The following is a 24,766-nucleotide window of genomic DNA, read 5'->3' on the forward strand; positions in this document are numbered from 1 at the left end:
CCATCATCCCAGGGGGCGCGCTCAGCCCGTCACGCGGGCCAGCACGGCGGCCGGCACCTCGGCGGGCGACGCGAGCACCTCGACCGCGCCGGCTGCGAGCAGCTCCTCGGCGCCCCCGTAGCCCCACAGCGCACCGAGGCAGGGCAGGTCGTGCTCGGCGGCGCCGTGCACGTCGTGCTCGCGGTCACCGAGCATCACGGCCCGCACCGGGGCGTCGTCGCCGACCGTCTCCCGGACCCACGCCAGGGCGCGGCCGATGATCTGGCCCTTCGACTCCGACTCGTCGTCCGGGGCGCCGACGACGTGGTCGAGCAGCGGCGTCAGCCCGACCTCGTCGCAGATCGGTGCGGCCCACCGCAGCGGCTTGGCCGTCGCGACGACCAGGAGCACGCCGGCCTCGCGCAGCGTCACCAGCGCCTCGGGGACGCCGTCGAACACCCGGGTGTCCCACACCCCGACGTCGGAGAAGTGCGTGCCGTAGGCGGCGACGGCCGCGTCGAGCTGCTCGGCGCCGACGCCGTGGGTCGTGAAGGACCACGTGATCGGGGGGCCGGCGAAGGAGCGCATCACGGCCTCGGTGGGGGTGGGCAGCCCGACGTGGGCGTAGGCGTGGCGCACGGACGCGACGATGCCGGGGGCGGAGTCCATGAGCGTGCCGTCGAGGTCGAGCAGGGCAACGGGTCGTGCGGAGGTCATGGGCTGATCGTGCCTGGTCGCCCTCGCGTCCGGCCATTCACCCGACTGCCTCTTGACAGTCGACAGATGTCTATCGAAGATCGATAGATGACGTCCTCACGCAGGCTCGCGCTCCGCATCGCTCTGGTGTGCCTGCTGGCCGGGTCGCTGCTGCTGCAGGGGCTCCTGCCGGCGCTGGCGGAGGTGGTCGGCGGCGGGTACGCCGAGACCGAGCGGCTGGTCGTGCCCTACGCCCTCACCGCGATCGCCGCCGTCGCGGGCCTCCAGGTCTGCCTCGTCGCCGGGTGGTGGCTGCTGGGGCGCGAGCGCCGGGGGGAGCTCGTCGCGCCACGCTCCCTGCGGGGTGTCGACGCCGCCACGGCGGGGCTCGTCGCGGCGACCCTGCTCGCGGCGGCGCCCCCGGCCCACCTGCTCGTCGTCGTCGGCGTGGGAGGGCCCGGCGTCGTCCTCGCGCTGGTCGCGTGCGTCGCCGGCGGGGCCGGCCTCGTGCGGGTGCTCCGCTCGCTGCGGGCGGACCTGCGTGCGGCGGTCGACCGGGCGGTCGTCGACGACCCGGCCCGCACCGACGTGCCGCGTGCGATGCGCTCACGCCACGGACGCCGATAGACTCCCCCCACAGGCATCGACCCGGCCATCACCGGTGAGCCTCCGGAAGAACGGGATCCGCGCCACGGTGCGGCGTCCTCAGTAGAACCGGACGGGGCAGGCCCGTCACAGCCGCAGGTGAGAGGCCGGGGACCCGTCCCCGGCAAGCGAGGTGGTACCGCGGTGGTGCCCGGGTGGTCCGGGTGTCGTCGTCCTCGTGGCCGTACCGCACCCCCGGGTGCGCGAGACCAGGAGCCCCGACCGTGGCGTACCCGCTGCACCGCACCTCCGACGGCACGTCCGCCGGCACTCCCGCGACCGTCCCGCCGAGCCCCGACCTGCCCGCCCTCGAGCAGGACGTGCTGCGGTACTGGGAGGCGGACGACACGTTCCGCGCCTCGGTGGCGCTGCGGCCCACGGGCGAGAACGGCGACAACGAGTACGTCTTCTACGACGGCCCGCCGTTCGCCAACGGCCTGCCGCACTACGGGCACCTGCTGACCGGCTACGCCAAGGACGTCGTGCCGCGCTACCAGACGATGCGCGGCAAGCACGTCGAGCGGCGCTTCGGGTGGGACACCCACGGCCTGCCGGCCGAGCTCGAGGCCGAGCGCAAGCTCGGCATCACCGACAAGTCGCAGATCGACGAGATGGGCATCGCCGCGTTCAACGAGGCGTGCCGCGAGTCGGTCCTCACGTACACCCAGGAGTGGCAGGAGTACGTCACCCGGCAGGCGCGCTGGGTCGACTTCGAGAACGACTACAAGACGCTCGACCCGTCGTTCATGGAGTCGGTGATCTGGGCGTTCAAGCAGCTGTACGACAAGGGCCTGGCGTACGAGGGCTACCGCGTCCTGCCGTACTGCTGGCGTGACGAGACGCCGCTGAGCAACCACGAGCTGCGGATGGACGAGGACGTGTACGCCTCGCGCCAGGACCCGGCCATCACCGTCGGGTTCCGCCTGGACTCCGGTGAGCTGCTGCTGATCTGGACCACGACCCCCTGGACGCTGCCGTCCAACCTGGCCGTGGCGGTCGGGCCCGACGTCGAGTACGTCGTCGTCGAGCCGACCGCCGGGTCGCCGTTCGGCGAGGCGCACCCGGGGGAGCGCGTGGTGCTCGCCGCCGCGCGCCTGGGTGCGTACGCCCGGGAGCTCGGCGACGAGCCCACGGTCGTCGCGCGACTGACGGGCGCCGACCTCGTCGGCCGGCGCTACACCCCGCCGTTCGACTACTTCGCGGGCCACGAGCACGCGCACCAGGTGCTCGCCGCGGACTTCGTCACCACCGAGGACGGCACCGGCGTGGTGCACCTGGCCCCGGCGTTCGGCGAGGACGACATGGTGGCGTGCGACGCCGCCGGCATCGTGCCGGTCGTGCCCGTCGACTCCAAGGGCCGGTTCACCGCGCAGGTCACCGACTACGCGGGCACCCAGGTCTTCGAGGCGAACAAGCAGGTCATCGCCGACCTGAGGAACGGCACGGGCCCGCTCGCGCGCGTCGACGCGGCCCACCGCGCGGCCCTCGTCCGGCACGAGACGTACGAGCACTCCTACCCGCACTGCTGGCGCTGCCGGAACCCGCTGATCTACAAGGCCGTGTCCTCGTGGTTCGTGCGCGTGACCGAGTTCAAGGACCGCATGGTCGAGCTCAACCAGGGCATCGAGTGGATCCCGGGCCACATCAAGGACGGCCAGTTCGGCAAGTGGCTCGAGAACGCGCGCGACTGGTCGATCAGCCGCAACCGGTACTGGGGCACGCCGATCCCGGTGTGGGTGAGCGACGACCCGGCGTACCCGCGGGTGGACGTCTACGGCTCGTTCGCCGAGCTCGAGGCGGACTTCGGCCGCCTGCCGCTCAACGACCAGGGCGAGCCGGACCTGCACCGGCCGTTCGTCGACGACCTCACGCGCCCCAACCCGGACGACCCCACGGGCCGGGCGACGATGCGCCGCATCCCCGACGTGCTCGACGTGTGGTTCGACTCCGGGTCGATGCCGTTCGCGCAGGTGCACTACCCGTTCGAGAACCGTGAGTGGTTCGAGCACCACTACCCGGGCGACTTCATCGTCGAGTACATCGGCCAGACCCGCGGGTGGTTCTACACGCTGCACGTGCTGGCCACGGCGATCTTCGACCGTGCGGCCTTCCGCAACGTCATGTGCCACGGCATCGTGCTGGGCGACGACGGCCGCAAGGCCAGCAAGTCGCTGCGCAACTTCCCTGACCCGGTCCTCATGTGGGACAAGTACGGCTCGGACGCCGTGCGCTGGTCGCTCATGTCCTCGACGATCCTGCGGGGCGGCAACCTCGTGGTCACCGAGGAGGGCATCCGCGACGGCGTGCGCCAGGTGCTGCTGCCGCTGTGGAGCACGTACTACTTCTTCACGCTCTACGCCGGGACGGCCGACGACGGGCGCGGGTACACCGCGCAGCGCGTCACGGCCGAGCGCGCCGCGGGCCTCGCACCCATGGACCGCTACCTGCTGGCCCGTACCGGTGACCTCGCGACCCGGATGACCGCGCTGCTCGACGAGTACGACATCCCCGCCGCGTGCGAGGCCGTGCGCGAGCACCTCGACCTGCTGACGAACTGGTACGTGCGCACCCAGCGCGACCGGTTCTGGTCGGAGGACCACGACGCGTTCGACACGCTGTGGACCGCGCTGGAGACGCTCACGCGCGTCATGGCGCCGCTCGCCCCGCTGGTCACCGAGGAGGTGTGGCGCGGGCTCACCGGCGGGCGTTCCGTGCACCTCACCGACTGGCCGGTGAGCGTGCAGGCGCCGGGCGAGGACGCCCCGGTCCTGCACGGGGAGGACGGGTGGTCCGCCGTGGCCGGCGGCGGGTACGTCGGCGAGGCGCTCCTCGTCGAGGACCCGGCGCTCGTCACCGCGATGGACGAGGTCCGCGCCGTGGTGTCCGCGGCGCTCGGCCTGCGCAAGGCGCACCAGGTGCGCGTGCGCCAGCCGCTGCGCCGGCTCACGGTCGCGGTGGCCGACCCGGCCGCGCTCGCGCCGTACACCGACCTGCTCGCCGCCGAGCTCAACGTCAAGCAGGTCGACGTGGTCGAGGCGGACGCGGCCACGACCGAGCGCTTCGGCATCACGCAGCGGCTCGCGGTCAACGCCCGCGCGGCGGGCCCGCGCCTCGGCCGGGCCGTGCAGCAGGTGATCAAGGGCGCCCGCTCCGGCGCGTGGCGGGTCGACGGGGGGACCGTCGTCGTCACCACCGACGCCGGTGACGTCGCGCTGCAGCCGGCGGAGTACGAGCTGACGACCGTGGTCGGCGAGGGTGCGGGGGCCGACGTGGCCGCCGCCGTCCTGGCCGGCGGCGTGGTCGTCGTCCTCGACCTCGCGCTCGACGACGCGCTGCGCGCCGAGGGGTACGCCCGCGACGTCGTGCGGGCCGTGCAGGACGCACGCAAGGCCGCGGGGCTGCACGTCGCGGACCGCGTGGACCTCACGCTCGTCGTCCCGACCGCGCACGTGGCGGACGTCGAGGCGCACCGCGACGTCGTCGCCGCCGAGACGCTCGCCACGTCCGTGACGATCGAGGCCGCCGACGTGGCCGAGGTCGCCGTGACCGTCGTGCGGGCCGACGCGTGAGCCGCGAGCGGGGTGGCGCGGACCACCTGCGGGACGAGGCGGCGCGGGCCGCCCGGCAGGCGGCCGACGAGGTCTACCGGGCGATCCTGGGACGCGCGCCGGAGCAGGACATCGACCCCACGCTCGACCGCGTCCGCGACGTGCTGGAGCTGCTGGGCGACCCGCAGCGGGCGTTCCGCGCGATCCACGTCACGGGGACCAACGGCAAGACGTCGACCGCCCGCATGATCGAGCGGCTGCTGCGCGAGCACGGCCTGCGCACGGGCAGGTTCACCAGCCCGCACATGACCCGGGTCACCGAGCGGATCAGCATCGACGGCGAGCCGATCAGCGACGAGCGCTTCGTCGAGGTGTGGCAGGACGTCGCGCCCTACATCGCGATGGTCGACGAACGTCACCTCGCGCAGGGTGGCCAGCGGCTGTCCTTCTTCGAGGTCTTCACCGTCATGGCGTACGCGGCGTTCGCCGACGCGCCCGTGGACGTCGCGGTGGTCGAGGTCGGCATGGGCGGGCGCTGGGACGCGACCAACCTGGTCGACGCCGAGGTCGCCGTCATCACGCCGATCGCGATGGACCACGAGCGCTACCTCGGCCACACCCTCGTCGAGATCGCGTCGGAGAAGTCCGGCATCGTGAAGGACGGCGCGACCCTGGTGCTCGCGCACCAGACCGACGACGTCGAGGGCGTCGTGCTGGCGGCCGCCGCCGAGCGCGGGGCGCGCGTCGTGCGCGAGGACGTCGACATCGCGGTGGTCGAGCGGCAGGTGGCCGTCGGTGGTCAGCTGGTCGCGCTGCGCGGGCTCGGCGGCATCTACACCGACGTGTTCCTGCCGCTGTACGGCGAGCACCAGGCGCACAACGCGCTGCTGGCGCTCGCCGCCACCGAGGCGCTCCTGACCGGCGGCGCGGCGCTCGACGGTGCGGTCGTCGAGGTGGCGTTCGCCGACGTCACGTCCCCGGGCCGGCTGGAGGTCGTGCGGTCCAGCCCGACCGTGCTGGTCGACGGTGCGCACAACCCCGCCGGCGCCGAGGCGCTGGCGGACGCGGTCGAGGAGGCGTTCGACTTCACGCGTCTCGTGGGTGTCGTCGGCGTCATGGCGGACAAGGACCCCGAGGGCATCCTCGCGGCCCTCGAGCCGCTGCTGGCCGAGGTGGTCGTCACGCAGGCGTCGAACCCCCGCGCCATGGACGCGGACGACCTCGCGGAGGTCGCGATCGACGTGTTCGGGGAGGACCGCGTGCACGTCGCCGCGCGCCTGCCCGACGCGATCGACGTCGCGGTGCAGCGCGCCGAGGGCGAGGCCGAGCGCGGCGCCGGCGTCCTGGTCACCGGGTCGATCCTGCTCGTCGCCGAGGCGCGCATCCTGCTGGGCCGCCCCTGACCGTCCCCGTCCGTCCGTACGGTCCGCCCGCCACCTGCACGCATGTGCAGGTGGCGGGCGCGGTCCCGCCTTGACGACCGTCCGGGCCCGGGGTGAGGTGGACGAGCCACCGCCGCGCACGTCGAAGGAGCCGAGCATGAAGAAGCTCATCAACGACCCGCAGGACGTGGTCGCCGAGTCGGTCGAGGGGTTCGGTCTGGCCCACCCGGACGTCGTGCGGGTGCACACCGACCCGCTGTACGTCGCACGGGCGGGCGGCACCGTGCCCGGCAAGGTCGGGCTGGTCAGCGGCGGGGGCAGCGGCCACGAGCCGCTGCACGCGGGGTTCGTGGGCGTCGGCATGCTGGACGCCGCCGTGCCCGGGGCGGTCTTCACCTCCCCGACCCCCGACCAGGTCGCCCCGGCGATCGTGGCGGCCGACGCCGGGGCCGGGGTCCTGACGATCGTGAAGAACTACACGGGCGACGTCCTCAACTTCGAGACGGCCGCCGAGCTGGCCGAGGCGGACGGCACGACGGTGCGCCAGGTCCTGGTGGACGACGACGTCGCGGTCGAGGACTCGCTCTACACGGCGGGCCGGCGCGGCGTGGCGGGCACGGTCGCGGTCGAGAAGATCGCCGGTGCCGCCGCGGAGCGCGGTGACGACCTCGACGCGGTCGCCGCGGTCGCGCAACGGGTGGTCGACAACGTGCGCACGATGGGCCTGGCGTTGACGGCCTGCACCGTGCCGCACGTCGGACGGCCCAGCTTCGACCTGCCGGACGACGAGATCGAGATCGGTATCGGCATCCACGGTGAGCCCGGTCGCCACCGGGTCGGCCTGGAGAGCGCCGACGCGCTGACCGAGAAGCTGCTGACGCCGGTCGTCGACGACCTGGGGCTCACGGGCGGCGAGAAGGTGCTCCTGCTCGTCAACGGCATGGGTGGCACGCCCGCGTCCGAGCTGTACGTCGTCTATCGTCGAGCACGCGCGTTGCTCTCCGAGCGACGGGTCGAGGTGACCCGATCGCTCGTCGGCAACTATGTGACATCGCTGGAGATGCAGGGCGCGTCCGTCACCGTCCTCCGGCTGGACGACGAGCTGACCGCCCTGTGGGACGCCCCGGTGCACACCACCGCGCTGCGCTGGTGAGTGACATGGGTGGGGACTCGGGGAGGCGGGGCGGATGACGCTGGACGCGGCATGGGCGGTCGACTGGGTGCGCCGCAGCGCGGCGACGGTCGACGAGCACCGGGACGAGCTGGTCGAGCTCGACCGGCAGATCGGCGACGGCGACCACGGGGAGAACCTCGCGCGGGGCTTCCGTGCGGTCGTCGCCAAGCTGGACGGGCTGGACGCCCCGCCGACGACGATCGGCGACGTCCTGCGGCTCGTGGCGACCACGCTGATGTCGACCGTCGGCGGCGCCGCGGGCCCGCTGTACGGCACGGCGTTCCTGCGGGCGTCGAAGGCGGGCTCGGCCGCTGCGCTCGACCGGGACGGCGTCGTGGCCCTCCTGGAGGCCGCGCTCGACGGCATCGTCACGCGCGGGCGCGCCGGGGCGGGCGAGAAGACGATGGTCGACGCCTGGACGCCGGCGGTGGCCGCGGCGGTCGACGCCGCCGACCACGGTGCGCCGCCCTCGCAGGTGCTCGCCGCGGCGGCCCGTGGTGCGCAGGCCGGCGCCGAGGGGACGGTCCCGCTCGTCGCGACCAAGGGGCGCGCGAGCTACCTGGGGGAGCGTTCGGCGGGGCACCTCGACCCGGGGGCCCGCTCGAGCGCCCTCATCCTGGCAGCGGCCGCCCAGGCCGCCGCCGACGCGGACTGACGGACGACGACCCGCGCCGGTCCCGGCGCGGTGCAGGGCAGCGCGCGGCGGGGACGCCGCGAGGGAGGCAGGACCGGTGACGGACCAGTGGGCGCCCGTGGCGCTCGTGCTCGTGTCGCACTCGCGCACGCTCGCCGAGGGCGCGGCGCAGGTCGCCGCGCAGATGGCTCCGGGGGTGCGCATCCTGCCGGCGGGGGGCACCGCCGACGACGGCCTCGGCACCAGCTTCGACCGCGTGGACGCGGCCGTGCGCGAGGCGACCGCCGGCGGGGGCTCGGTCGTCGTGCTCACCGACCTCGGGTCGGCCGTGCTCACCGCGGAGTCCGTGCTGGAGGCGACGGACGGGGCGACCGCCGACCGCGTGCGGATCGCGGACGCGCCCTTCGTCGAGGGCGCCGTCGCCGCGGCCGTCACCGCGCACGGCGGCGCGGACGTCGACCAGGTGCTGGCGTCCGCGCAGGCCGCGGGGCGCACGTTCGGGCCGGCGGGCACGGTGGCGGCGGACACCACCGCGGGTGTCGTCCCCGAGGGGGCGACCGCGCCGGTGGTGGGCCCCGACGGATCCGTGCGCGCCACGACCGTCCTGCGCAACCCGTTGGGCCTGCACGCGCGGCCGGCGGCGCTCATGGTGCGGATGCTCGCGCCGTTCGACGCGAAGGTCCAGGTCAACGGCGTGAACGCCGCCAGCGTCCTCGAGCTCATGAAGCTCGGGGCGGTGAAGGACGACGTCCTGGTCGTCACGGCCCAGGGCCCGCAGGCGGCCGAGGCGGTGCAGCGGCTCGTCGCGGACGTGGAGGCGGGCTTCGGGGAGGTCTGAGCCGCCCGGCGGGCGCGGCTAGCCTTGACCGATGAGCACGCACCACCCGGCACCCTCGCGGCCGAAGCGTCCCGCCATGCCGCAGTTCACCCAGATGACGCTCGTCCTCGAGGCGCTGCTGGTGTTCTTCGCGACCCTCGTGGCCTTCGGGCTGAAGGTCGCACCCCCCGCCACCGTGTGGACGCTGGGCGGCGTCACGGCCCTGATCCTGCTGCTGCTCGCGGGGTACGTCGGGCGGCCGGGCGGCTACGTCGCCGGCACGGTCGCGCAGGTCGCCGTCCTCTCCTTCGGCGTGCTCGTGCCGATGATGTTCGTCATCGGCGGCGTCTTCGTCGTGCTCTGGGCGGTCTCGCTGTGGCTGGGCGCCAAGATCGACCGCGAGCGCGCGGAGTACGACGCGGCGCACCCGGAGGGCTGACGGGGTCCCGTCGACCGCCCCCGTCCGGACACCGGACGCGGCAGCCCGGTCGGCCGCGGGTCCCCGCTAGGGTTGCCGCCATGTCTGACGCACCCCACACGCAGCGCACGCTCGTCCTGGTCAAGCCCGACGGAGTCCGGCGCGGACATGTCGGCGAGGTCCTGCGCCGCATCGAGACGAAGGGCTACACGCTCGTCGCCGTCGAGCTCCGCCAGGCCGACGAGGCCCTCCTGGCCGAGCACTACGCCGAGCACGCGGGCAAGCCGTTCGTGGGTGCGCTCATCGACTTCATGCGGTCCGGGCCGGTGCTCGCCGCCGTCGTCGAGGGCCACCGGGTCATCGAGGGCTTCCGGTCCCTCGCCGGCGCCACCGACCCGACCGTCGCCGCACCGGGCACGATCCGTGGCGACCTGGCCCGCGACTGGGGCACCAGGCTCATCGAGAACATCGTCCACGGGTCGGACGGCGAGGAGTCGGCGGCTCGCGAGATCGGCCTGTGGTTCCCCGGCCTGTGACGCCCTGACGCCCTCGCGACGCGGGGCCGCACACGCCCGGGCACCCGGGCGTGCGCGGCCCCGCGTCGTGTGTTGCCTAGGCTGCCTCACGTGCACCTCAAGACCCTGACCCTGCGCGGGTTCAAGTCGTTCGCCTCGGCGACGACGCTGAGCTTCGAGCCGGGGATCACGTGCGTCGTCGGGCCCAACGGCTCCGGCAAGTCCAACGTCGTGGACGCGCTCGCCTGGGTCATGGGGGAGCAGGGTGCCAAGTCGCTGCGCGGCGGCAAGATGGAGGACGTCATCTTCGCCGGGACGTCCGGCCGCCCGCCGCTGGGGCGGGCCGAGGTCTCGCTGACGATCGACAACACCGACGGGGCGCTGCCGATCGAGTACTCCGAGGTCACGATCTCGCGGACGTTGTTCCGCAACGGCGGCTCCGAGTACGCGATCAACGGCCGCGGCTGCCGCCTGCTGGACATCCAGGACCTGCTGTCCGACTCCGGCCTGGGTCGGGAGATGCACGTCATCGTCGGGCAGGGCCAGCTCGACGCGGTGCTGCGCGCGACCCCCGAGGAGCGGCGCGGGTTCATCGAGGAGGCCGCGGGGGTCCTCAAGCACCGCAAGCGCAAGGAGAAGGCCCTGCGCAAGCTCGACGCGATGCAGGGCAACCTCACGCGCCTGGGCGACCTCACCACGGAGATCCGCCGCCAGCTCGGTCCGCTCGGCCGGCAGGCCGAGGTCGCCCGCAAGGCGGCCGTGGTCCAGTCGGACCTGCGCGACTCGCGGGCGCGGCTGCTCGCGGACGACCTGGCGCAGCTGCGCGCCCGTCTGGAGCAGGAGATCGCCGACGAGTCGGCCGTCCGGGAGCGTCGCGAGCAGGTCGAGACGGCTCTCGCCGAGGCCCGCGGCCGGCTGGCTGCGCTCGAACGGCAGGCCGCGGAGGCGGCGCCGGCCGTGAGCGAGGCCGGTGACGTCTGGTACCGGCTCTCGTCGCTGCGCGAGCGCGTGCGCGGCACCGCGTCGCTCGCGGCGGACCGCGCGCGGCTGCTGGGGACCGCCACGAGCGAGCGCAGCACCGGGCAGGACCCCGCGGACCTCGAGGCGCAGGCCGCGCGGGTGCGCACCGCGGAGGCCGAGCTCACGGCGGACGTCGAGCTCGCGCGGGCCGCCGTCGCGGACGCGGGGGCCGCGCGGCAGGAGGCGGAGGCCGCCGCCGGCGCGGCGGAGCGGGCGCTGGCCGACCTGCAGCGCAGCGCCGCCGACCGCCGCGAGGGTGTCGCCCGGCTCGCCGGGCAGGTCGCCGCCCGCCGCAGCCGGGTCGAGGCGACGGAGGCCGAGATCGGCCGGCTGCGCGCGTCGCTCGCTGCGGCCGAGGAGCGCGCCCGCGACGCGACGACGCAGTTCGCGGCGCTGGAGTCCCAGGTCGCCGGCGTCGAGCAGGGCGAGGAGGGTCTCGACGCCGAGCACGAGGCCGCCGCCGAGGCCCTGGACTCCGCGACCGCCCGGGTCGCGGAGCTCGAGGACGCGCTGCGCACCGCCGAGCGCGAGCGGGACCAGCAGACGTCCCGCGCCGAGACGCTCGAGATGTCCCTCAGCCGCAAGGACGGTGCCGGTGCGCTGCTGGCCGCCGACGCCCTGCCGGGTGTCGTGGGTTCGGTCGCAGCGCTGCTCAGCGTCGGCGAGCGCGACGAGGAGGCGATCGTCGCCGCGCTCGGGGCCGTGGCCGACGCCGTCGCCGTGGAGTCCGTCGACGCCGCCGTCGACGCGATCCGCCACCTGCGCGCGGAGGACGCGGGCCGCGCCACCCTGCTCGTCGCCGGCGCCGCGCCCGACGCCCACGTCGACCTGCCCGCGGGTGCCGACCGCGCCGTCGACCTCGTGCAGGCGCCCCCGACCGTGCGCGACGCCGTGCGTGCGCTGCTCGCGGACGTGGTCGTCGTGGACGACCTCGCGGCCGCGCGGCCCCTGGTCGCGGCGCACCCGCACCTCGTGGTGGCGACCCGCACCGGCGACGTGCTCTCGCGCCACCGCGCGTCCGGGGGGTCCGCGTCGGCACCCAGCGCGCTGCACCTGCAGGCCGCGCTCGACGCGGCCCGCTCGGCCGCTGCGGACGCCACCGCGAGCGCCGAGCGCCTCCGCTTCGAGCTCGCCGCGGCGCGGGAGGACCGTGCCGCGGCGCAGGAGCAGGTGGACGCGACCCTCGAGCGCCTCAACGAGTCCGACGCCGCCCTCGCGGCCGTGGCCGAGCAGCTCGGCCACCTGGGGTCCGCGGCCCGCGCCGCCCGCGCGGAGGCCGAGCGCGTCCAGCGGTCGCTGGAGGCGGCGGGCGCGACGCTCGAGGCCGACCACGCGACGCTCGTCGAGCTCACGGAACGGCTCGCCGCCGCGCAGGAGGCGCCGCAGGACACCGAGGCGGCCATCACGGAGGCGACCGCACGCCGGGACGCGACGGCGCAGGCCGCGACCGCCGCCCGCGGCCGTGAGACGGAGGCGCGCCTCACGCTGCGCACCGGTGAGGAGCGGGCCCGGGCGCTGGCGGGCCGTGCCGAGTCGCTGGAGCGCGCGGCGACGGCCGAGCGGGCCGCGCGGGAGAAGGCCGCCCGCCGCGAGCAGGAGCGGGCGCGGCAGGCCGCCGTGGCGCGCGCCGTGCAGACCGCCGCGGTCCGCACCGGCGAGCTGCTGGACCGGGCGCTGCGGCGCGCCGCGGACGAGCGTGACGCCGCCGAGGCCGCCCGCGCGGAGCGCGACGCCGCCCTGACGACCGTCCGGGCGCAGGTCGACGTGCTGGTGCGGGACCTGGCCGAGCTCACCGACGTCGCGCACAAGGACGAGGTGGCCCGCGCCGAGCAGCGGCTGCGCATCGAGCAGCTGGAGACCCGCGCGGTCGAGGAGCTGGGGCTCGACCCCGAGGTGCTGCTGGAGGAGTTCGGTCCGCACCGTGACGTCCCCGTCGTCCTGCCGCCCGGCACCGAGCCGGCGCCGGACGCGCCGACCGCCGTGCCCTACGTGCGGGCGGAGCAGGAGAAGCGGCTGCGGGCGGCCGAGCGTGCGCTCGCGCAGCTCGGGCGGGTCAACCCGCTGGCCCTCGAGGAGTTCGCGGCGCTGGAGGAGCGGCACCGGTTCCTCGTCGAGCAGCTCGCGGACCTCAAGAAGTCGCGCAGCGACCTGCTGGAGATCGTCAAGGACATCGACCAGCGGGTCGAGCAGGTGTTCACCGAGGCGTACCGGGACACCGCCGCGGCCTTCGACGTCGTCTTCCCGCGGCTGTTCCCCGGCGGTGAGGGGCGGCTGGTGCTCACCGACCCGGACGACATGCTGACCACGGGCATCGAGGTCGAGGCGCGACCCGCCGGCAAGAAGGTGAAGCGGCTGTCGCTGCTGTCGGGCGGTGAGCGCTCGCTCACGGCCGTCGCGCTCCTGGTGGCGATCTTCAAGGCGCGGCCGAGCCCGTTCTACGTCATGGACGAGGTCGAGGCGGCGCTGGACGACGCCAACCTCGGACGGCTGCTGGAGATCTTCCGGGAGCTGCAGCAGGACTCCCAGCTGATCGTCGTCACCCACCAGAAGCGCACCATGGAGATCGCGGACGCCCTGTACGGGGTGACGATGCGCGGCGACGGCGTGACCACCGTCATCAGCCAGCGCATGACCGAGGACGTCCCCGCCTGAGCCCCCGTCCCGGTCCGGGTCACCGGGCCGGTGGGTGGTCGGGTGACGCCGTGTGAAGGTTGTGCGGGGGTTGCCCGGCACACCGGGCGTGTGCGCGCCGGTCGCCGGCGGCGGTCGCAGAATCGTGTCGTGGCCGTCGTCATCACGCTTCTCCTCGCCGCCCTGCTCGTCGCCGCGGTGGTGCTCGTCGCCGTCCCCTCCGGGAGTGACGGCGAGAGCCCGTGGGTCGCGTTCCGACGTGGCCTGCGGGCACGCCGCGACCCGGACGCCGAGCAGACCGAGGCCGCCCGTGCCGCCGCCGCACGTCCGGTGGACCTGTCCCTGGCCGACTTCCTGCGGGCGACCGCCTCGGAGGGCGACGGCTACCTCCACCCCGACGAGCTGGCCGAGGACCTGCGACTCGCCCGCGAGCGTGCCGCCCACGTGCTGCGCGTCGGCCGCGAGACCACCCGGGCGCACGACGTCGGGCCCGACGGGGCACGCAGCCACGACGCCCACCGGTGATGCGGTCCTGACACCACCCTGACGTCCCGGGTCGCACCGGGGCCGCGCGGCCCGACAGACTGTCCGCGTGGACTTCAACGACCTCCTGCCCTACCTCGTCGGCGTGCCGGTGCTCGCCGCGGGCGTCGCCGCCGCGGTGCGCCTGCGCCGGCGTCCCACCGACACGCCGCCCGCCGACACCCCTGCCGCCGACACCCCTGCCGCCGGCAGCCCGCCCGCCGCGGGCGCGCAGGCCGCGGGGACCGCCGTCGCGGACCGTCCGGCCGCGCCCGCCGACGCCGGGCCGGCGGCGCCCGACGAGGGCCCGGACGGCGCGACCGACCTGCTCGAGGTCCCCGAGGACCTCGCGACCCCGCCGCTGGAGACCCCGGCCCCCACCGCGGGCCGGCTGCGGCGGCTGCGCGAGCGGCTCGCCCGCTCGGGCTCGCCCCTCGGCACCCGGCTGCTGGGCGTGCTCTCGCGCGACCAGCTGACGGAGGACGACTGGGACGAGCTCGAGGAGACGCTCCTGCTCGCGGACGTCGGCGCCGGCCCCACGGACGAGCTGATCCAGGCGCTGCGCACGCGCGTGCGCGTGGAGGGCCTGCGGGACGGCGAGCAGGCGCGCGCCGTGCTGCGCGAGCAGCTCCTCGCGCTCGTGGACCCCTCGCTCGACCGCACGCTGCACACCACGCCGTCCACGGGGGAGGACGGTGCGCGCGTGCCCGCCGTCGTGCTCGTCGTCGGGGTCAACGGCACCGGCAAGACCACCACGGTCGGCAAGCTGGCGCGCGTCCTGGTGGCCGACGGCAGCAGCGTCGTGCTCGGGGCGGCCGACACGTTCCGCGCCGCGGCGGCCGACCAGCTCGAGACCTGGGGCTCGCGCGTGGGGGTGCCCACGGTGCGCTCCGACCGCGACGGGGCCGACCCGGCCGCGGTCGCGTTCGACGCGGTGCGGGCGGGCGTGCGCGACGGCGCCGACGTGGTGCTGGTCGACACGGCCGGCCGGCTGCAGAACAAGGCCGGCCTGATGGACGAGCTCGGCAAGATCACGCGGGTCATCACCCGGACGGCCCCGCTGTCCGAGGTCCTGCTCGTGCTGGACGCGACGACCGGGCAGAACGGCCTGAACCAGGCGCGGGTGTTCGGCGAGGTCGCCGGCGTCACCGGCATCGTGCTGACCAAGCTCGACGGCACCGCCAAGGGCGGCATCGTCGTGGCCGTGCAGCGCGAGCTGGGCGTGCCGGTCAAGCTGGTCGGCCTGGGCGAGGGTCCCGACGACCTGGCGCCGTTCGACCCGGAGGCGTTCGTCGACGGTCTGCTGCAGTCCTGAGCCGCGACCGGGCCCCGTGCCGGGGCCCGGTCCGGTGCGGACCGGCTGTCGGGACGCGGCGTCCCGCACACTGGACATTTGCCCAGCACGAAACCCAACGTTTACGCGCGGGGGTCGGCTGTCACACGCGTGTAACCCTCGCGCCGGTACCGCGAAACGCGATCGCTCCACAGTTGTCCCCGTCCGGCCGCCCGGCTGGCGAGGGGAGTGCAGACATGGAGTGGGACACCGGAGCCGCAGCCTGGATGCTGACGTCAGCATCCCTCGTGCTCCTCATGACGCCAGGACTGGCGTTCTTCTACGGGGGCATGGTCAGGGGCAAGTCCGTCCTCAACATGATGATGATGTCGTTCGGCGCCATGGGCGTCGTCGGGGTCCTCTACGTGCTGTGGGGCTGGTCGATGTCGTACGGCTCGAGCGTGGCCGGCGTGTTCGGCAACCCGTTCGACCAGTTCGGCCTCAGCGGCACGCTCTTCGACGCGGACGGCCAGCCCATGGTCGGCCTGGGGAACTACCCGCAGGTCATCGACGTGGCGTTCCAGGTGACGTTCGCGATCATCACGGTCGCGCTCATCAGCGGCGCACTGGCCGACCGCACCAAGTTCGGGACCTGGATGGCGTTCGTCGCGGTGTGGGTCACCGTCACGTACTTCCCGATGGCCCACATGGTCTGGGGCGGCGGGCAGTTGTCCGGCGCCGAGGGCTCGATCGCGGCCGCCATGTTCGGCACCACCGACGGGGTGGCCAACACGGCGCCCATCGACTTCGCGGGCGGCACGGTCGTCCACATCAACGCCGGTGTCGCCGCGCTCGTCCTGGCGCTGCTCATCGGCAAGCGCAAGGGCTTCGGCACGGAGGCCATGCGGCCGCACAACCTGCCGTTCGTGATGCTCGGTGCCGCGCTGCTGTGGTTCGGCTGGTTCGGCTTCAACGCCGGCTCCGCCTTCGGTGCCGACGAGAACGCGGGCATGGCGTGGGTGAACACGACGACCTGCACCGCCGCAGCGATGCTCGCCTGGCTCATCACGGAGAAGATCCGTGACGGCCACGCGACGTCGCTGGGTGCCGCGTCGGGCATCGTCGCCGGCCTCGTCGCCATCACCCCGGCCGCCGGTGCGCTCCGCCCGGTCACGTCGATCGTCCTGGGCGTCATCGCGGGCGTGCTCTGCGCCCTCGCCGTCGGCCTGAAGTTCAAGTTCGGCTACGACGACTCGCTCGACGTCGTCGGTGTCCACCTCGTCGGCGGTCTCGTCGGTACCGTGATGATCGGCTTCCTGGCCGCCGACACGGGTCTGTTCTTCGGCGGTGGCGCCAACCAGCTCATCATCCAGATCGTGATCGCGCTCGTGGCGGTCGTCTTCTCCGGTCTGACGACGCTGGTGATCGGTCTCATCCTCAAGGCCACGCTCGGGTGGCGCGTCTCGCAGGACGTCGAGGTCGGCGGCATCGACCTCGCGGTGCACGGCGAGACGGCGTACGAGAACCTGGGCGGCGCCCGTGTCGTGTCGGAGGTGAAGTGATGACGAAGCTCGTGACGGCGATCATCCAGCCGCACCGGTTGGACGACGTGAAGTCGGCCCTCGAGGCCGCCGGGGTCCGCGGACTCACGGTCAGCGAGGCCAGCGGCTACGGCCGGCAGAAGGGCCACACCGAGGTCTACCGGGGTGCGGAGTACACCGTGGACCTGGTGCCGAAGGTGCGGATCGACGTCCTCGTCGCCGACGAGGACGTGGCAGGGGTCACCGAGGTGGTCGTCCAGGCCGCGCAGACCGGCAAGATCGGTGACGGCAAGGTCTGGGTGGTCCCGGTGGAGGACGTGGCTCGCGTCCGCACCGGTGAGCACGGCGACGACGCGCTCTAGGTCGCAGCCCACACATGACGACCGAACGGCCGCCCGCGGGGGGCGCGGCCGGGTCACCGCAGCAGCCGCAGGTCCCGTACCCCGCCGGGGTGCGGGACCTGCGCGCTGCCCGGCTCGACCTGGCCTCACGGATGACGGGACCGGGTGGGGACGGGGTGGCGCGCCGACGCGCCGTCGCGGACCTGGTGGTGGGTGCGCTCGCCCGCCTCTGGACGGAGGCGACGGACGGGCGCGACGTGCAGGGCGTCGCCCTGGGCGTCGTGGGGAGCATCGGACGCGGCGACGCCGGCCCGGTGTCCGACCTCGACCTCCTGCTCGTGCACGAGGGACGGGCGCGCTCGGCCGAGGAGCTCGGCGGCCTGGCCGAGCGGCTGTGGTACCCGATCTGGGACGCCGGGCTCGACCTCGACCACTCGGTGCGGTCGCTGGCGCAGTGCCGGCAGGTCGCGTCCAAGGACCTGCCCGCAGCGGTCGGGCTGCTCGAGCTGCAGCCCGTCGCGGGCGACGGCGTCGTCATCGCACGGGCGACGTCGGCCCTGCTCGCGGACTGGCGCTCGGCCGCGCGCCGCCGGCTGCCGGAGCTCCTCGCGTCGACCAGGCAGCGCGCGGACCGGCACGGGGAGCTCGCCTACCTCATCGAGCCGGACCTCAAGGAGGCCCGCGGCGGCATCCGTGACGCCGTGGTGCTCTCGGCGCTCGCCGCGACGTGGCTGACCGACCGGCCGCACGGGGCCGTCGACCACGCGTACACGCACCTGCTCGACGTGCGCGACGCGCTGCAGGTCGTCACGCGGCGCCGCACCAACCGCCTGCTGCAGGCCGACCAGGACGAGGTCGCCGCGCTCGTCGGCTTCGACGACCGGGACGACCTGCTCGCGTCCATCGCCGAGGCCGGGCGCGTGATCTCCTACGCGCTCGACACCACCGCACGCAACGCGCGGCAGGCCCTGCAGCGCCCCGCCCGCAAGCCGGTGCTGGTGCGCGGACGACGGACCCCGCCCCGGCTGCGCACGATCGCCGAGGGCCTGGTCGAGCACGACGGCGAGATCGTCCTGGCCGTGGACGCCCGGCCCGCCGAGGACCCGGTGCTGTCCCTGCGCGCGGCCGCGACGGCCACGCGCACGGGGCTCGTGCTGTCGCCGGTGACGGTGGCGAGCCTCGAGGCGACGCCGCCGCTGCCGACCCCGTGGCCGCGGGCGGCCCGCCAGCAGCTGCTGCACCTGCTGGGGTCGGGACAGGCGCAGATCCCCGTGTGGGAGGCGCTGGACCTGGCCGGGGTGGCCACCACCTGGATCCCGGAGTGGGCGGGGGTGCGCAACCGTCCGCAGCGCTCCGCCATCCACCGGCACACCGTGGACCGGCACCTCGTCGAGACCGTGGCGCGGGCAGGCCGCGACCGCCGCGCGGTGCAGGCCCCCGACACGCTGCTGCTCGCGGCGCTGCTGCACGACATCGGCAAGCGCGCCGGGGCGGGGGACCACTCCGTCGAGGGTGCGCGCCTGGCGGGGCCGGTCGTGGCGCGCATGGGCTTCGGCCCGCAGGTCGTCGGCGACGTCACGCGCCTGGTCCGGGAGCACCTGACGCTCTCCGAGCTCGCCACGACGGCCGACCCCGACGACCCGGCGACGATCGCACGGCTCCTCGACGCGGTCGACGGCAGGGCCGACCTGCTGACGATGCTGCGTGCGCTGACGGAGGCTGACGCGTCCGCCGCGGGGCCCGCCGCGTGGACCGCGTGGCGGGCCACGCTCGTCGACGACCTGACCGCCAGGGCCGCACGGGCGCTGGCGGGTACCCTGGGACGTCCGTAGCCGTCCGTCCGACCACCGCGAGGCCCAGGTTGTTCGCCACCCTCTCCGACCGTCTCACGTCGACGTTCAAGAACCTTCGTGCGAAGGGTCGCCTGTCCGAGGCGGACATCGACGCGACGATCCGCGAGATCCGCCGTGCGCTGCTCGACGCGGACGTCGCCGTGCCCGTCGTCCGGCAGTTCACCGGCGCCGTGCGCGAGCGCGCCCTCTCGGCCGAGGTGTCGGGGGCCCTGAACCCGGCGCAGCAGGTCGTCAAGATCGTCAACGACGAGCTCGTGGCGATCCTCGGCGGCCAGACGCGGCCGCTGACGTTCGCCAAGCAGCCGCCGACCGTCATCATGCTCGCGGGCCTCCAGGGCGCCGGGAAGACGACGCTCGCGGGCAAGCTCGCGCGGTGGCTGCGCGAGCAGGGGCACACGCCGCTGCTCGTCGCCGCGGACCTGCAGCGTCCCAACGCCGTCACGCAGCTCCAGGTCGTCGGCGAGCGTGCCGGCGTCCCTGTCCTCGCGCCGCACCCGGGCAACCAGGGCGCGGACGACGTGCTGCCCGCCGGTGCCGACCCCGTGGCCGTCGCCCGGGCCGGCCTCGAGACGGCCCGTCAGAAGCAGCACGACGTCGTGATCGTCGACACCGCCGGCCGCCTCGGCGTGGACGCCGAGCTCATGGCGCAGGCGGCGGACATCCGCGACGCCGTCTCCCCGGACGAGGTCCTCTTCGTCGTCGACGCGATGATCGGCCAGGACGCCGTGACCACGGCGCAGGCCTTCGCCGACGGCGTCGGGTTCACCGGTGTGGTCCTGTCGAAGCTCGACGGTGACGCCCGCGGTGGTGCGGCGCTGTCGATCGCCAGCGTGACCGGGCGCCCGATCATGTTCGCGTCGACCGGTGAGAAGCTCACCGACTTCGAGGTCTTCCACCCGGACCGCATGGCCTCGCGCATCCTCGACATGGGCGACGTCCTGACGCTCATCGAGCAGGCCGAGAAGGCGTTCGACGCCGGCGAGGCCGAGAAGATGGCCGGCAAGCTCGTCTCCGGCGAGGACTTCACGCTCGAGGACTTCCTCGTGCAGATGCAGCAGCTGAAGAACATGGGCTCCATCAAGAAGATGTTCGGCATGCTGCCGGGCATGGGGCAGATGCGTGAGGCCCTGGAGAACTTCGACGAGCGCGAGGTCGACCGGATCGAGGCGATCATCCGCTCGATGACGCCGGGTGAGCGGCAGAACCCGAAGATCATCAACGGCTCGCGCCGTGCGCGCATCGCGCGTGGGTCCGGCACCACCACGAGCGAGATCAACCAGCTGCTCGAGCGGTTCGACGGCGCCCGCAAGATGATGCGCCAGATGGCCAAGGGCGGCGGCATGCCCGGCGGGATGCCCGGGATGGGCAACCTGCCCGGCATGGGCGGCAAGAAGTCCCGTGGCAAGCAGGCGCCCGCGAAGCGGGCCAAGGGTGCCCGGTCGGGCAACCCCGCCAAGCGGGCCGAGCAGGAGCGTGCCGCGGCCGCGCGCGCGGCGGGGGCCACGCCGGCCGCACCCGCGGGCTCCGCGTTCGGCCTCGGCGGCGGCGCACCGGCTCCCACCGACCCCGCGTCCTTCGACCCGAGCGACCTGCCGACCGGGCTGGGTGACCTCTTCAAGGGTCGCTGACGCGCGTGATCACGCACCTGCGCGGCACGGTGGTCGTCGACGACGACCACGAGGTCGGTCAGGCGTGGGTCGTGGGGGACCGGCTCACCCTGGAGCGGCCGGGCCGTGCCCCGGACGCGGTGCTCGAGGGCTGGGTGCTGCCGGGCCTCGTCGACGTGCACTGCCACGTCGGCCTCGCGTCCGACGGCCCGGTGGACGACGCCACCGCGCAGGCGCAGGCGCGCGCCGACCGGGACGCCGGGGTGCTGCTCGTGCGTGATGCGGGCTCGCCCGCGGACACCCGCTGGATGGACGCGCGGGCGGACCTGCCGCGCCTGCTGCGGGCCGGTCGGCACCTGGCGCGCCCCAGGCGGTACCTGCGGCACTACGGACGCGAGCTGACCGACCCCGCGCAGCTGCCGCAGGCCGTGCGCGAGGAGGTGGCGCGCGGCGACGGCTGGGTCAAGCTCGTGGCCGACTGGATCGACCGTGACCTCGGACCCGACGGCGACCTCCGGCCGCTCTGGTCGGACGCGGTGCTGGCGGACGCGGTCGCGGCCGCGCACGACGCGGGCGCCCGCGTCACGGCCCACACGTTCAGCCACGAGGCGCTCGACGGGCTGCTCGACGCCGGCGTCGACGGGCTGGAGCACGCGACCGGCGCGACGCCGGAGCAGGTCGAGCGCATCGCCGCGGCCGGGGTGCCGGTCACGGCCACGCTGCTGCAGGTGGGGCAGTTCGCCGCGATCGCCGCGCAGGGCGAGGCGCGGTACCCCCGGTTCGCCGCGCGCATGCGTGCGATGCACGCCCGGCGGTACCAGCACGTGCGTGACCTGCACGACGCGGGCGTGCGGGTGCTGCTCGGCACCGACGCGGGCGGCACGATCGCGCACGGCCGCGTCGCCGACGAGGCCGCCGAGATGGTGCGCGCCGGCATCCCCACGCACGACGTCGTCGCAGCCGCGTCCTGGCGGACGCGTGCGTGGCTGGGCGTGCCGGGCGTCACCGAGGGCGCGAGCGCCGACGTCGTCGTCTACGACGAGGACCCGCGCGCCGACGTGCGGGCGCTGGCCCGTCCGACCGCGGTCGTGCTGCGGGGGGCGCGCGTCCGCTGACCGGTGGTCCGGGGGCGACGTGCCGGGGACCGACGGGTTGGGAGCGGTCGGTCACGTCTGGCACAATGGTCGGTTGTACTCGGTCCGTGCAGCCCCTCTACCTGCCCGGTGCCGTGTCCTCCGGCCGGAACGGCGCACCCACCCCACGGGACGCGCCGCGAGGCCACCCCAGCAGACATCAGGAGAACACCACCTCGTGGCAACGAAGATCCGTCTCAAGCGCATGGGCAAGATCCGCGCGCCGTACTACCGCATCGTCGTCGCCGACTCGCGCACCAAGCGCGACGGTCGCGTGATCGAGGAGATCGGCAAGTACCACCCCACCGAGGAGCCCTCGCTCATCGAGATCACCTCGGACCGGGCGCAGTACTGGCTGGGCGTCGGCGCGCAGCCGACCGAGCAGGTGCTCGCGCTGCTCAAGGTCACCGGTGACTGGCAGAAGTTCAAGGGCCTGCCGGGCGCCGAGGGCACGCTGCGCGTGAAGGCCCCCAAGGCCGACCCGAAGGCCGCCGTCGAGGCTGCCGCGCTCGACGCCGAGAAGGTCAAGGCCAAGGCGTCGGAGAAGAAGGCCGCCGCCACGGAGGAGCCCGCCGCGGCTCCCGCCGAGGACGAGCAGGCCTGATGCTGGCCGACGCGCTCGAGCACCTCGTGCGGGGCATCGTCGACCACCCCGACGACGTCCACGTCCGTGCGTCGTCGCTGCGCCGCGGTGAGATGCTCGAGGTGCGCGTGCACCCCGAGGACCTCGGGCGCGTCATCGGTCGGGGCGGCCGGACCGCGCGTGCGCTGCGCACGGTGGTCGGGGCGCTCTCGCCGGACGGTGCCGTGCGCGTCGACGTGGTCGACGTCGACCGGCGCTGACCGCAGACACCCGACGGCCCGGTCCCTCGACGAGGGACCGGGCCGTCGTCGTCCCCGACACGTCGGGGGAGGGAGTGACATGCTGCTGACCGTCGCCAGGGTCGGGCGTCCGCACGGTCTGCGGGGTGAGGTCGCACTCGACGTGCGCACCGACGTCCCGCAGGAGCGTCTGGTCGTCGGAGCCCGGTTCGTCACCGAGCCCGCCGCGGCGGGCCCGCTCGAGATCGCGCACGTGCGCGAGGCCCAGGGCCGTTGGTACGTGACGTTCGCGCAGGCGGACGACCGCACCGCGGCCGAAGGGCTGCGCGGCGTCGAGCTGCTCGTCGACAGCGACGAGGACGCGGACGACGACGACGGCTGGTACCCCCACGAGCTCGCGGGGCTGCGCGCCGAGCACGTGGCCGACGGGCGTCCGCTCGGCGAGGTCGTGGGGCTCGAGCACCTGCCGGCCCACGACGTGCTCGTGCTGCGGGAGCCCGACGGTGCGCGCACGCTCGTGCCGTTCGTCGAGGCCATCGTGCCCGTGGTGGACGTGGCCGGGGGCCGGGTCGTGCTCGACCCGCCGGGCGGTCTGCTCGCGGCCGACGCGGCCAACCTCGTCGTCAGCGACGAGACCCGCGGCACGGGCGAGGAGGCCTGAGGCGTGCGCGTCGACGTCGTCTCGATCTTCCCCGAGTACCTCGCGCCGCTCGAGCTCTCGCTCGTCGGCAAGGCCCGGACGGCCGGGCTCCTGGACCTGCAGGTCCACGACCTGCGCACGTGGACCGACGACCGGCACCGCACGGTCGACGACACGCCGTTCGGCGGTGGCGCGGGCATGGTCATGCGCCCCGACGTGTGGGGCCGCGCGCTGGACGACGTCCTGACGCCCGGCGCCCACCTGATCGTGCCGTCGCCCGCCGGGGCGCCCTTCACGCAGCGCACGGCCGAGGCGCTGGCGACCGAGCAGCACCTCGTCGTCGCCTGCGGTCGCTACGAGGGGATCGACGCCCGCGTGGCCGAGCACTATGCCGCGCAGGGCCGCGTGACCGAGCTGTCCCTGGGGGACTACGTCCTCAACGGCGGCGAGGTCGCGGCGCTGGTCGTCGTGGAGGCGGTGGCGCGGCTGCTGCCCGGTGTGGTGGGCAACCCGGAGTCGCTGGTCGAGGAGTCGCACGGGGCGGCGGGGCTGCTGGAGTACCCGGTCTACACCAAGCCGGCCACGTGGCAGGGGCACGCCGTCCCCGACGTGCTGCTGTCGGGACACCACGCGCGGATCGAGCGCTGGCGTCGCGACGAGGCGCTGCGGCGGACGGCGGCGCGGCGGCCGGACCTGCTGGCGGCGCTCGACGTCGCGGCGCTCGACCGCCACGACCGGGCCGTGCTGTCGGACTGCGGGTGGGACGTGGTGGACGGGGAGCTGCGTCCTGCGGGACCCGTGCCCGGGCAGGACACGCGCGCGGTGTGAGCGCCGTGCGATCCGCGGCTCGCGGCTTGGGTCGGTGCGGCGCGGTGTGGCAGACTGTGGCCTCGGTGTGCGTCGAGCGCCTCTCTGCCGCAGGGGAGGGTTCACGACGCGCGGACCGGACCGGCCCCGTGCCGACGATCCGGACCGACCGACCAGACCCGAACCACGGGCGCCTGCCCTGCCCCGGCAGCGCGCGCGCCCGTCGATCACGTTCCTGACCTGCGGCAGGGCGGGGAAGCGACACGACATGCAGACGCTCGACGCGGTCGACGCAGCATCGCTGCGCCAGGACCACCCGGACTTCCGTCCCGGCGACACCCTCAAGGTCAACGTGAAGGTCGTCGAGGGCAACCGCTCCCGTATCCAGGCCTTCCAGGGCGTCGTCATCGCCCGCCAGGGTGCCGGCGTGCGCGAGACCTTCACCATCCGCAAGATCAGCTTCGGGGTGGGTGTCGAGCGGACGTTCCCGCTGCACACGCCGTCGCTCGACTCGATCGAGGTCGTCACCCGCGGTGACGTGCGTCGCGCCAAGCTGTACTACCTGCGGGCGCTGCGCGGCAAGAAGGCGAAGATCAAGGAGAAGCGCGAGCAGGCACCGGCCAAGAAGGGCTGACCTGCTGCTCTCCCGGCACGACGCGACGGGCGGTTCCCCCTCGGGGGAGCCGCCCGTCGGCGTCCCCGCCGCCGCGCCGCGCGGGTGTCCGGCACCCGTCCACCGGGGTCTCGGGCTCCGGGTGGGCACCCCAC

The 24,766-nt window shown here is 74.6% G+C and carries 22 protein-coding genes; 21 read left to right on the forward strand and 1 reads right to left on the reverse strand.

Annotated features, from left to right (window positions below):
* Window positions 1–21: 21 nt before the first annotated feature.
* On the reverse strand, window positions 22–696 hold the full coding sequence (locus tag BMZ16_RS14650) for an HAD hydrolase-like protein (RefSeq protein ID WP_089801734.1): 675 nt from the start codon (window positions 694–696) through the stop codon (window positions 22–24).
* An 87-nt stretch (window positions 697–783) separates the two neighbouring features.
* Here BMZ16_RS14650 and BMZ16_RS14655 point away from each other — a divergent pair, with 87 nt between their 5' ends.
* From BMZ16_RS14655 to rplS, 21 genes are all read left to right on the forward strand, one after another.
* Complete coding sequence (locus BMZ16_RS14655; protein WP_143082854.1) at window positions 784–1,302, forward strand: DUF2975 domain-containing protein; 519 nt, start codon at window positions 784–786, stop codon at window positions 1,300–1,302.
* A 242-nt stretch (window positions 1,303–1,544) separates the two neighbouring features.
* Complete coding sequence (gene ileS, locus BMZ16_RS14660) at window positions 1,545–4,889, forward strand: isoleucine--tRNA ligase (RefSeq protein WP_089801738.1); 3,345 nt, start codon at window positions 1,545–1,547, stop codon at window positions 4,887–4,889.
* Window positions 4,886–6,271, forward strand: coding sequence for a bifunctional folylpolyglutamate synthase/dihydrofolate synthase (locus BMZ16_RS14665; RefSeq protein WP_089801740.1), 1,386 nt, complete (start codon window positions 4,886–4,888; stop codon window positions 6,269–6,271). The genes ileS and BMZ16_RS14665 overlap by 4 nt, the downstream gene beginning before the upstream one ends.
* A 136-nt stretch (window positions 6,272–6,407) precedes the next feature.
* Window positions 6,408–7,403: a dihydroxyacetone kinase subunit DhaK gene (gene dhaK, locus BMZ16_RS14670; protein WP_089802149.1), complete on the forward strand. Its 996-nt coding sequence runs from the start codon at window positions 6,408–6,410 to the stop codon at window positions 7,401–7,403.
* Window positions 7,404–7,437: 34 nt separating this feature from the next.
* The gene (dhaL, locus tag BMZ16_RS14675; protein ID WP_089801743.1) at window positions 7,438–8,079 is read left to right on the forward strand and encodes a dihydroxyacetone kinase subunit DhaL; all 642 of its coding nucleotides are present in this window, start codon (window positions 7,438–7,440) and stop codon (window positions 8,077–8,079) included.
* Between the two features lie 76 nt (window positions 8,080–8,155).
* Window positions 8,156–8,896, forward strand: coding sequence for a dihydroxyacetone kinase phosphoryl donor subunit DhaM (gene dhaM / locus BMZ16_RS14680; RefSeq protein WP_089801745.1), 741 nt, complete (start codon window positions 8,156–8,158; stop codon window positions 8,894–8,896).
* 31 nt (window positions 8,897–8,927) lie between these two features.
* Complete coding sequence (locus BMZ16_RS14685) at window positions 8,928–9,314, forward strand: DUF4233 domain-containing protein (protein ID WP_089801747.1); 387 nt, start codon at window positions 8,928–8,930, stop codon at window positions 9,312–9,314.
* A gap of 80 nt (window positions 9,315–9,394) precedes the next feature.
* Window positions 9,395–9,829 carry a nucleoside-diphosphate kinase gene (ndk, locus tag BMZ16_RS14690; protein WP_089801748.1) on the forward strand — a complete coding sequence of 145 codons (435 nt, stop codon included), beginning with the start codon at window positions 9,395–9,397 and terminating at the stop codon, window positions 9,827–9,829.
* Window positions 9,830–9,919: 90 nt separating this feature from the next.
* Window positions 9,920–13,480, forward strand: a complete 3,561-nt coding sequence (gene smc, locus BMZ16_RS14695) for a chromosome segregation protein SMC (protein ID WP_177199726.1) — start codon at window positions 9,920–9,922, stop codon at window positions 13,478–13,480.
* A gap of 129 nt (window positions 13,481–13,609) precedes the next feature.
* Window positions 13,610–13,984, forward strand: coding sequence for a hypothetical protein (locus tag BMZ16_RS14700; protein WP_255366703.1), 375 nt, complete (start codon window positions 13,610–13,612; stop codon window positions 13,982–13,984).
* A gap of 67 nt (window positions 13,985–14,051) precedes the next feature.
* Window positions 14,052–15,296 carry a signal recognition particle-docking protein FtsY gene (ftsY, locus tag BMZ16_RS14705; protein ID WP_089801750.1) on the forward strand — a complete coding sequence of 415 codons (1,245 nt, stop codon included), beginning with the start codon at window positions 14,052–14,054 and terminating at the stop codon, window positions 15,294–15,296.
* Window positions 15,297–15,511: 215 nt separating this feature from the next.
* Window positions 15,512–16,816 (forward strand): ammonium transporter, encoded by a 1,305-nt coding sequence (locus BMZ16_RS14710; RefSeq protein ID WP_089801752.1) that lies wholly within the window; start codon window positions 15,512–15,514, stop codon window positions 16,814–16,816.
* Window positions 16,816–17,157 carry a P-II family nitrogen regulator gene (locus BMZ16_RS14715; RefSeq protein WP_013116698.1) on the forward strand — a complete coding sequence of 114 codons (342 nt, stop codon included), beginning with the start codon at window positions 16,816–16,818 and terminating at the stop codon, window positions 17,155–17,157. Before BMZ16_RS14710 ends, BMZ16_RS14715 begins: the two co-directional genes overlap by 1 nt.
* 14 nt (window positions 17,158–17,171) lie before the next feature.
* Window positions 17,172–18,968, forward strand: a complete 1,797-nt coding sequence (locus tag BMZ16_RS14720) for a [protein-PII] uridylyltransferase (RefSeq protein ID WP_089801754.1) — start codon at window positions 17,172–17,174, stop codon at window positions 18,966–18,968.
* 29 nt (window positions 18,969–18,997) lie between these two features.
* The gene (ffh, locus tag BMZ16_RS14725; protein WP_089801756.1) at window positions 18,998–20,617 is read left to right on the forward strand and encodes a signal recognition particle protein; all 1,620 of its coding nucleotides are present in this window, start codon (window positions 18,998–19,000) and stop codon (window positions 20,615–20,617) included.
* Window positions 20,618–20,622: 5 nt separating this feature from the next.
* Complete coding sequence (locus tag BMZ16_RS14730) at window positions 20,623–21,711, forward strand: amidohydrolase family protein (RefSeq protein ID WP_089801758.1); 1,089 nt, start codon at window positions 20,623–20,625, stop codon at window positions 21,709–21,711.
* A gap of 196 nt (window positions 21,712–21,907) precedes the next feature.
* On the forward strand, window positions 21,908–22,333 hold the full coding sequence (rpsP, locus tag BMZ16_RS14735) for a 30S ribosomal protein S16 (RefSeq protein ID WP_089801760.1): 426 nt from the start codon (window positions 21,908–21,910) through the stop codon (window positions 22,331–22,333).
* On the forward strand, window positions 22,333–22,572 hold the full coding sequence (locus BMZ16_RS14740) for an RNA-binding protein (protein ID WP_089801762.1): 240 nt from the start codon (window positions 22,333–22,335) through the stop codon (window positions 22,570–22,572). The genes rpsP and BMZ16_RS14740 overlap by 1 nt, the downstream gene beginning before the upstream one ends.
* Before the next feature lie 79 nt (window positions 22,573–22,651).
* A complete protein-coding gene (rimM, locus tag BMZ16_RS14745; protein WP_089801764.1) occupies window positions 22,652–23,212 on the forward strand; it encodes a ribosome maturation factor RimM in 561 nt (186 codons plus the stop codon).
* A gap of 3 nt (window positions 23,213–23,215) precedes the next feature.
* Window positions 23,216–24,019: a tRNA (guanosine(37)-N1)-methyltransferase TrmD gene (trmD, locus tag BMZ16_RS14750; RefSeq protein ID WP_089801766.1), complete on the forward strand. Its 804-nt coding sequence runs from the start codon at window positions 23,216–23,218 to the stop codon at window positions 24,017–24,019.
* A 247-nt stretch (window positions 24,020–24,266) separates the two neighbouring features.
* Window positions 24,267–24,632 carry a 50S ribosomal protein L19 gene (gene rplS, locus BMZ16_RS14755; protein WP_089801768.1) on the forward strand — a complete coding sequence of 122 codons (366 nt, stop codon included), beginning with the start codon at window positions 24,267–24,269 and terminating at the stop codon, window positions 24,630–24,632.
* Window positions 24,633–24,766: the final 134 nt, after the last annotated feature.

Origin of the sequence: Cellulomonas sp. KH9 (assembly GCF_900114185.1) — a bacterium.
GTDB lineage: Bacteria > Actinomycetota > Actinomycetes > Actinomycetales > Cellulomonadaceae > Cellulomonas.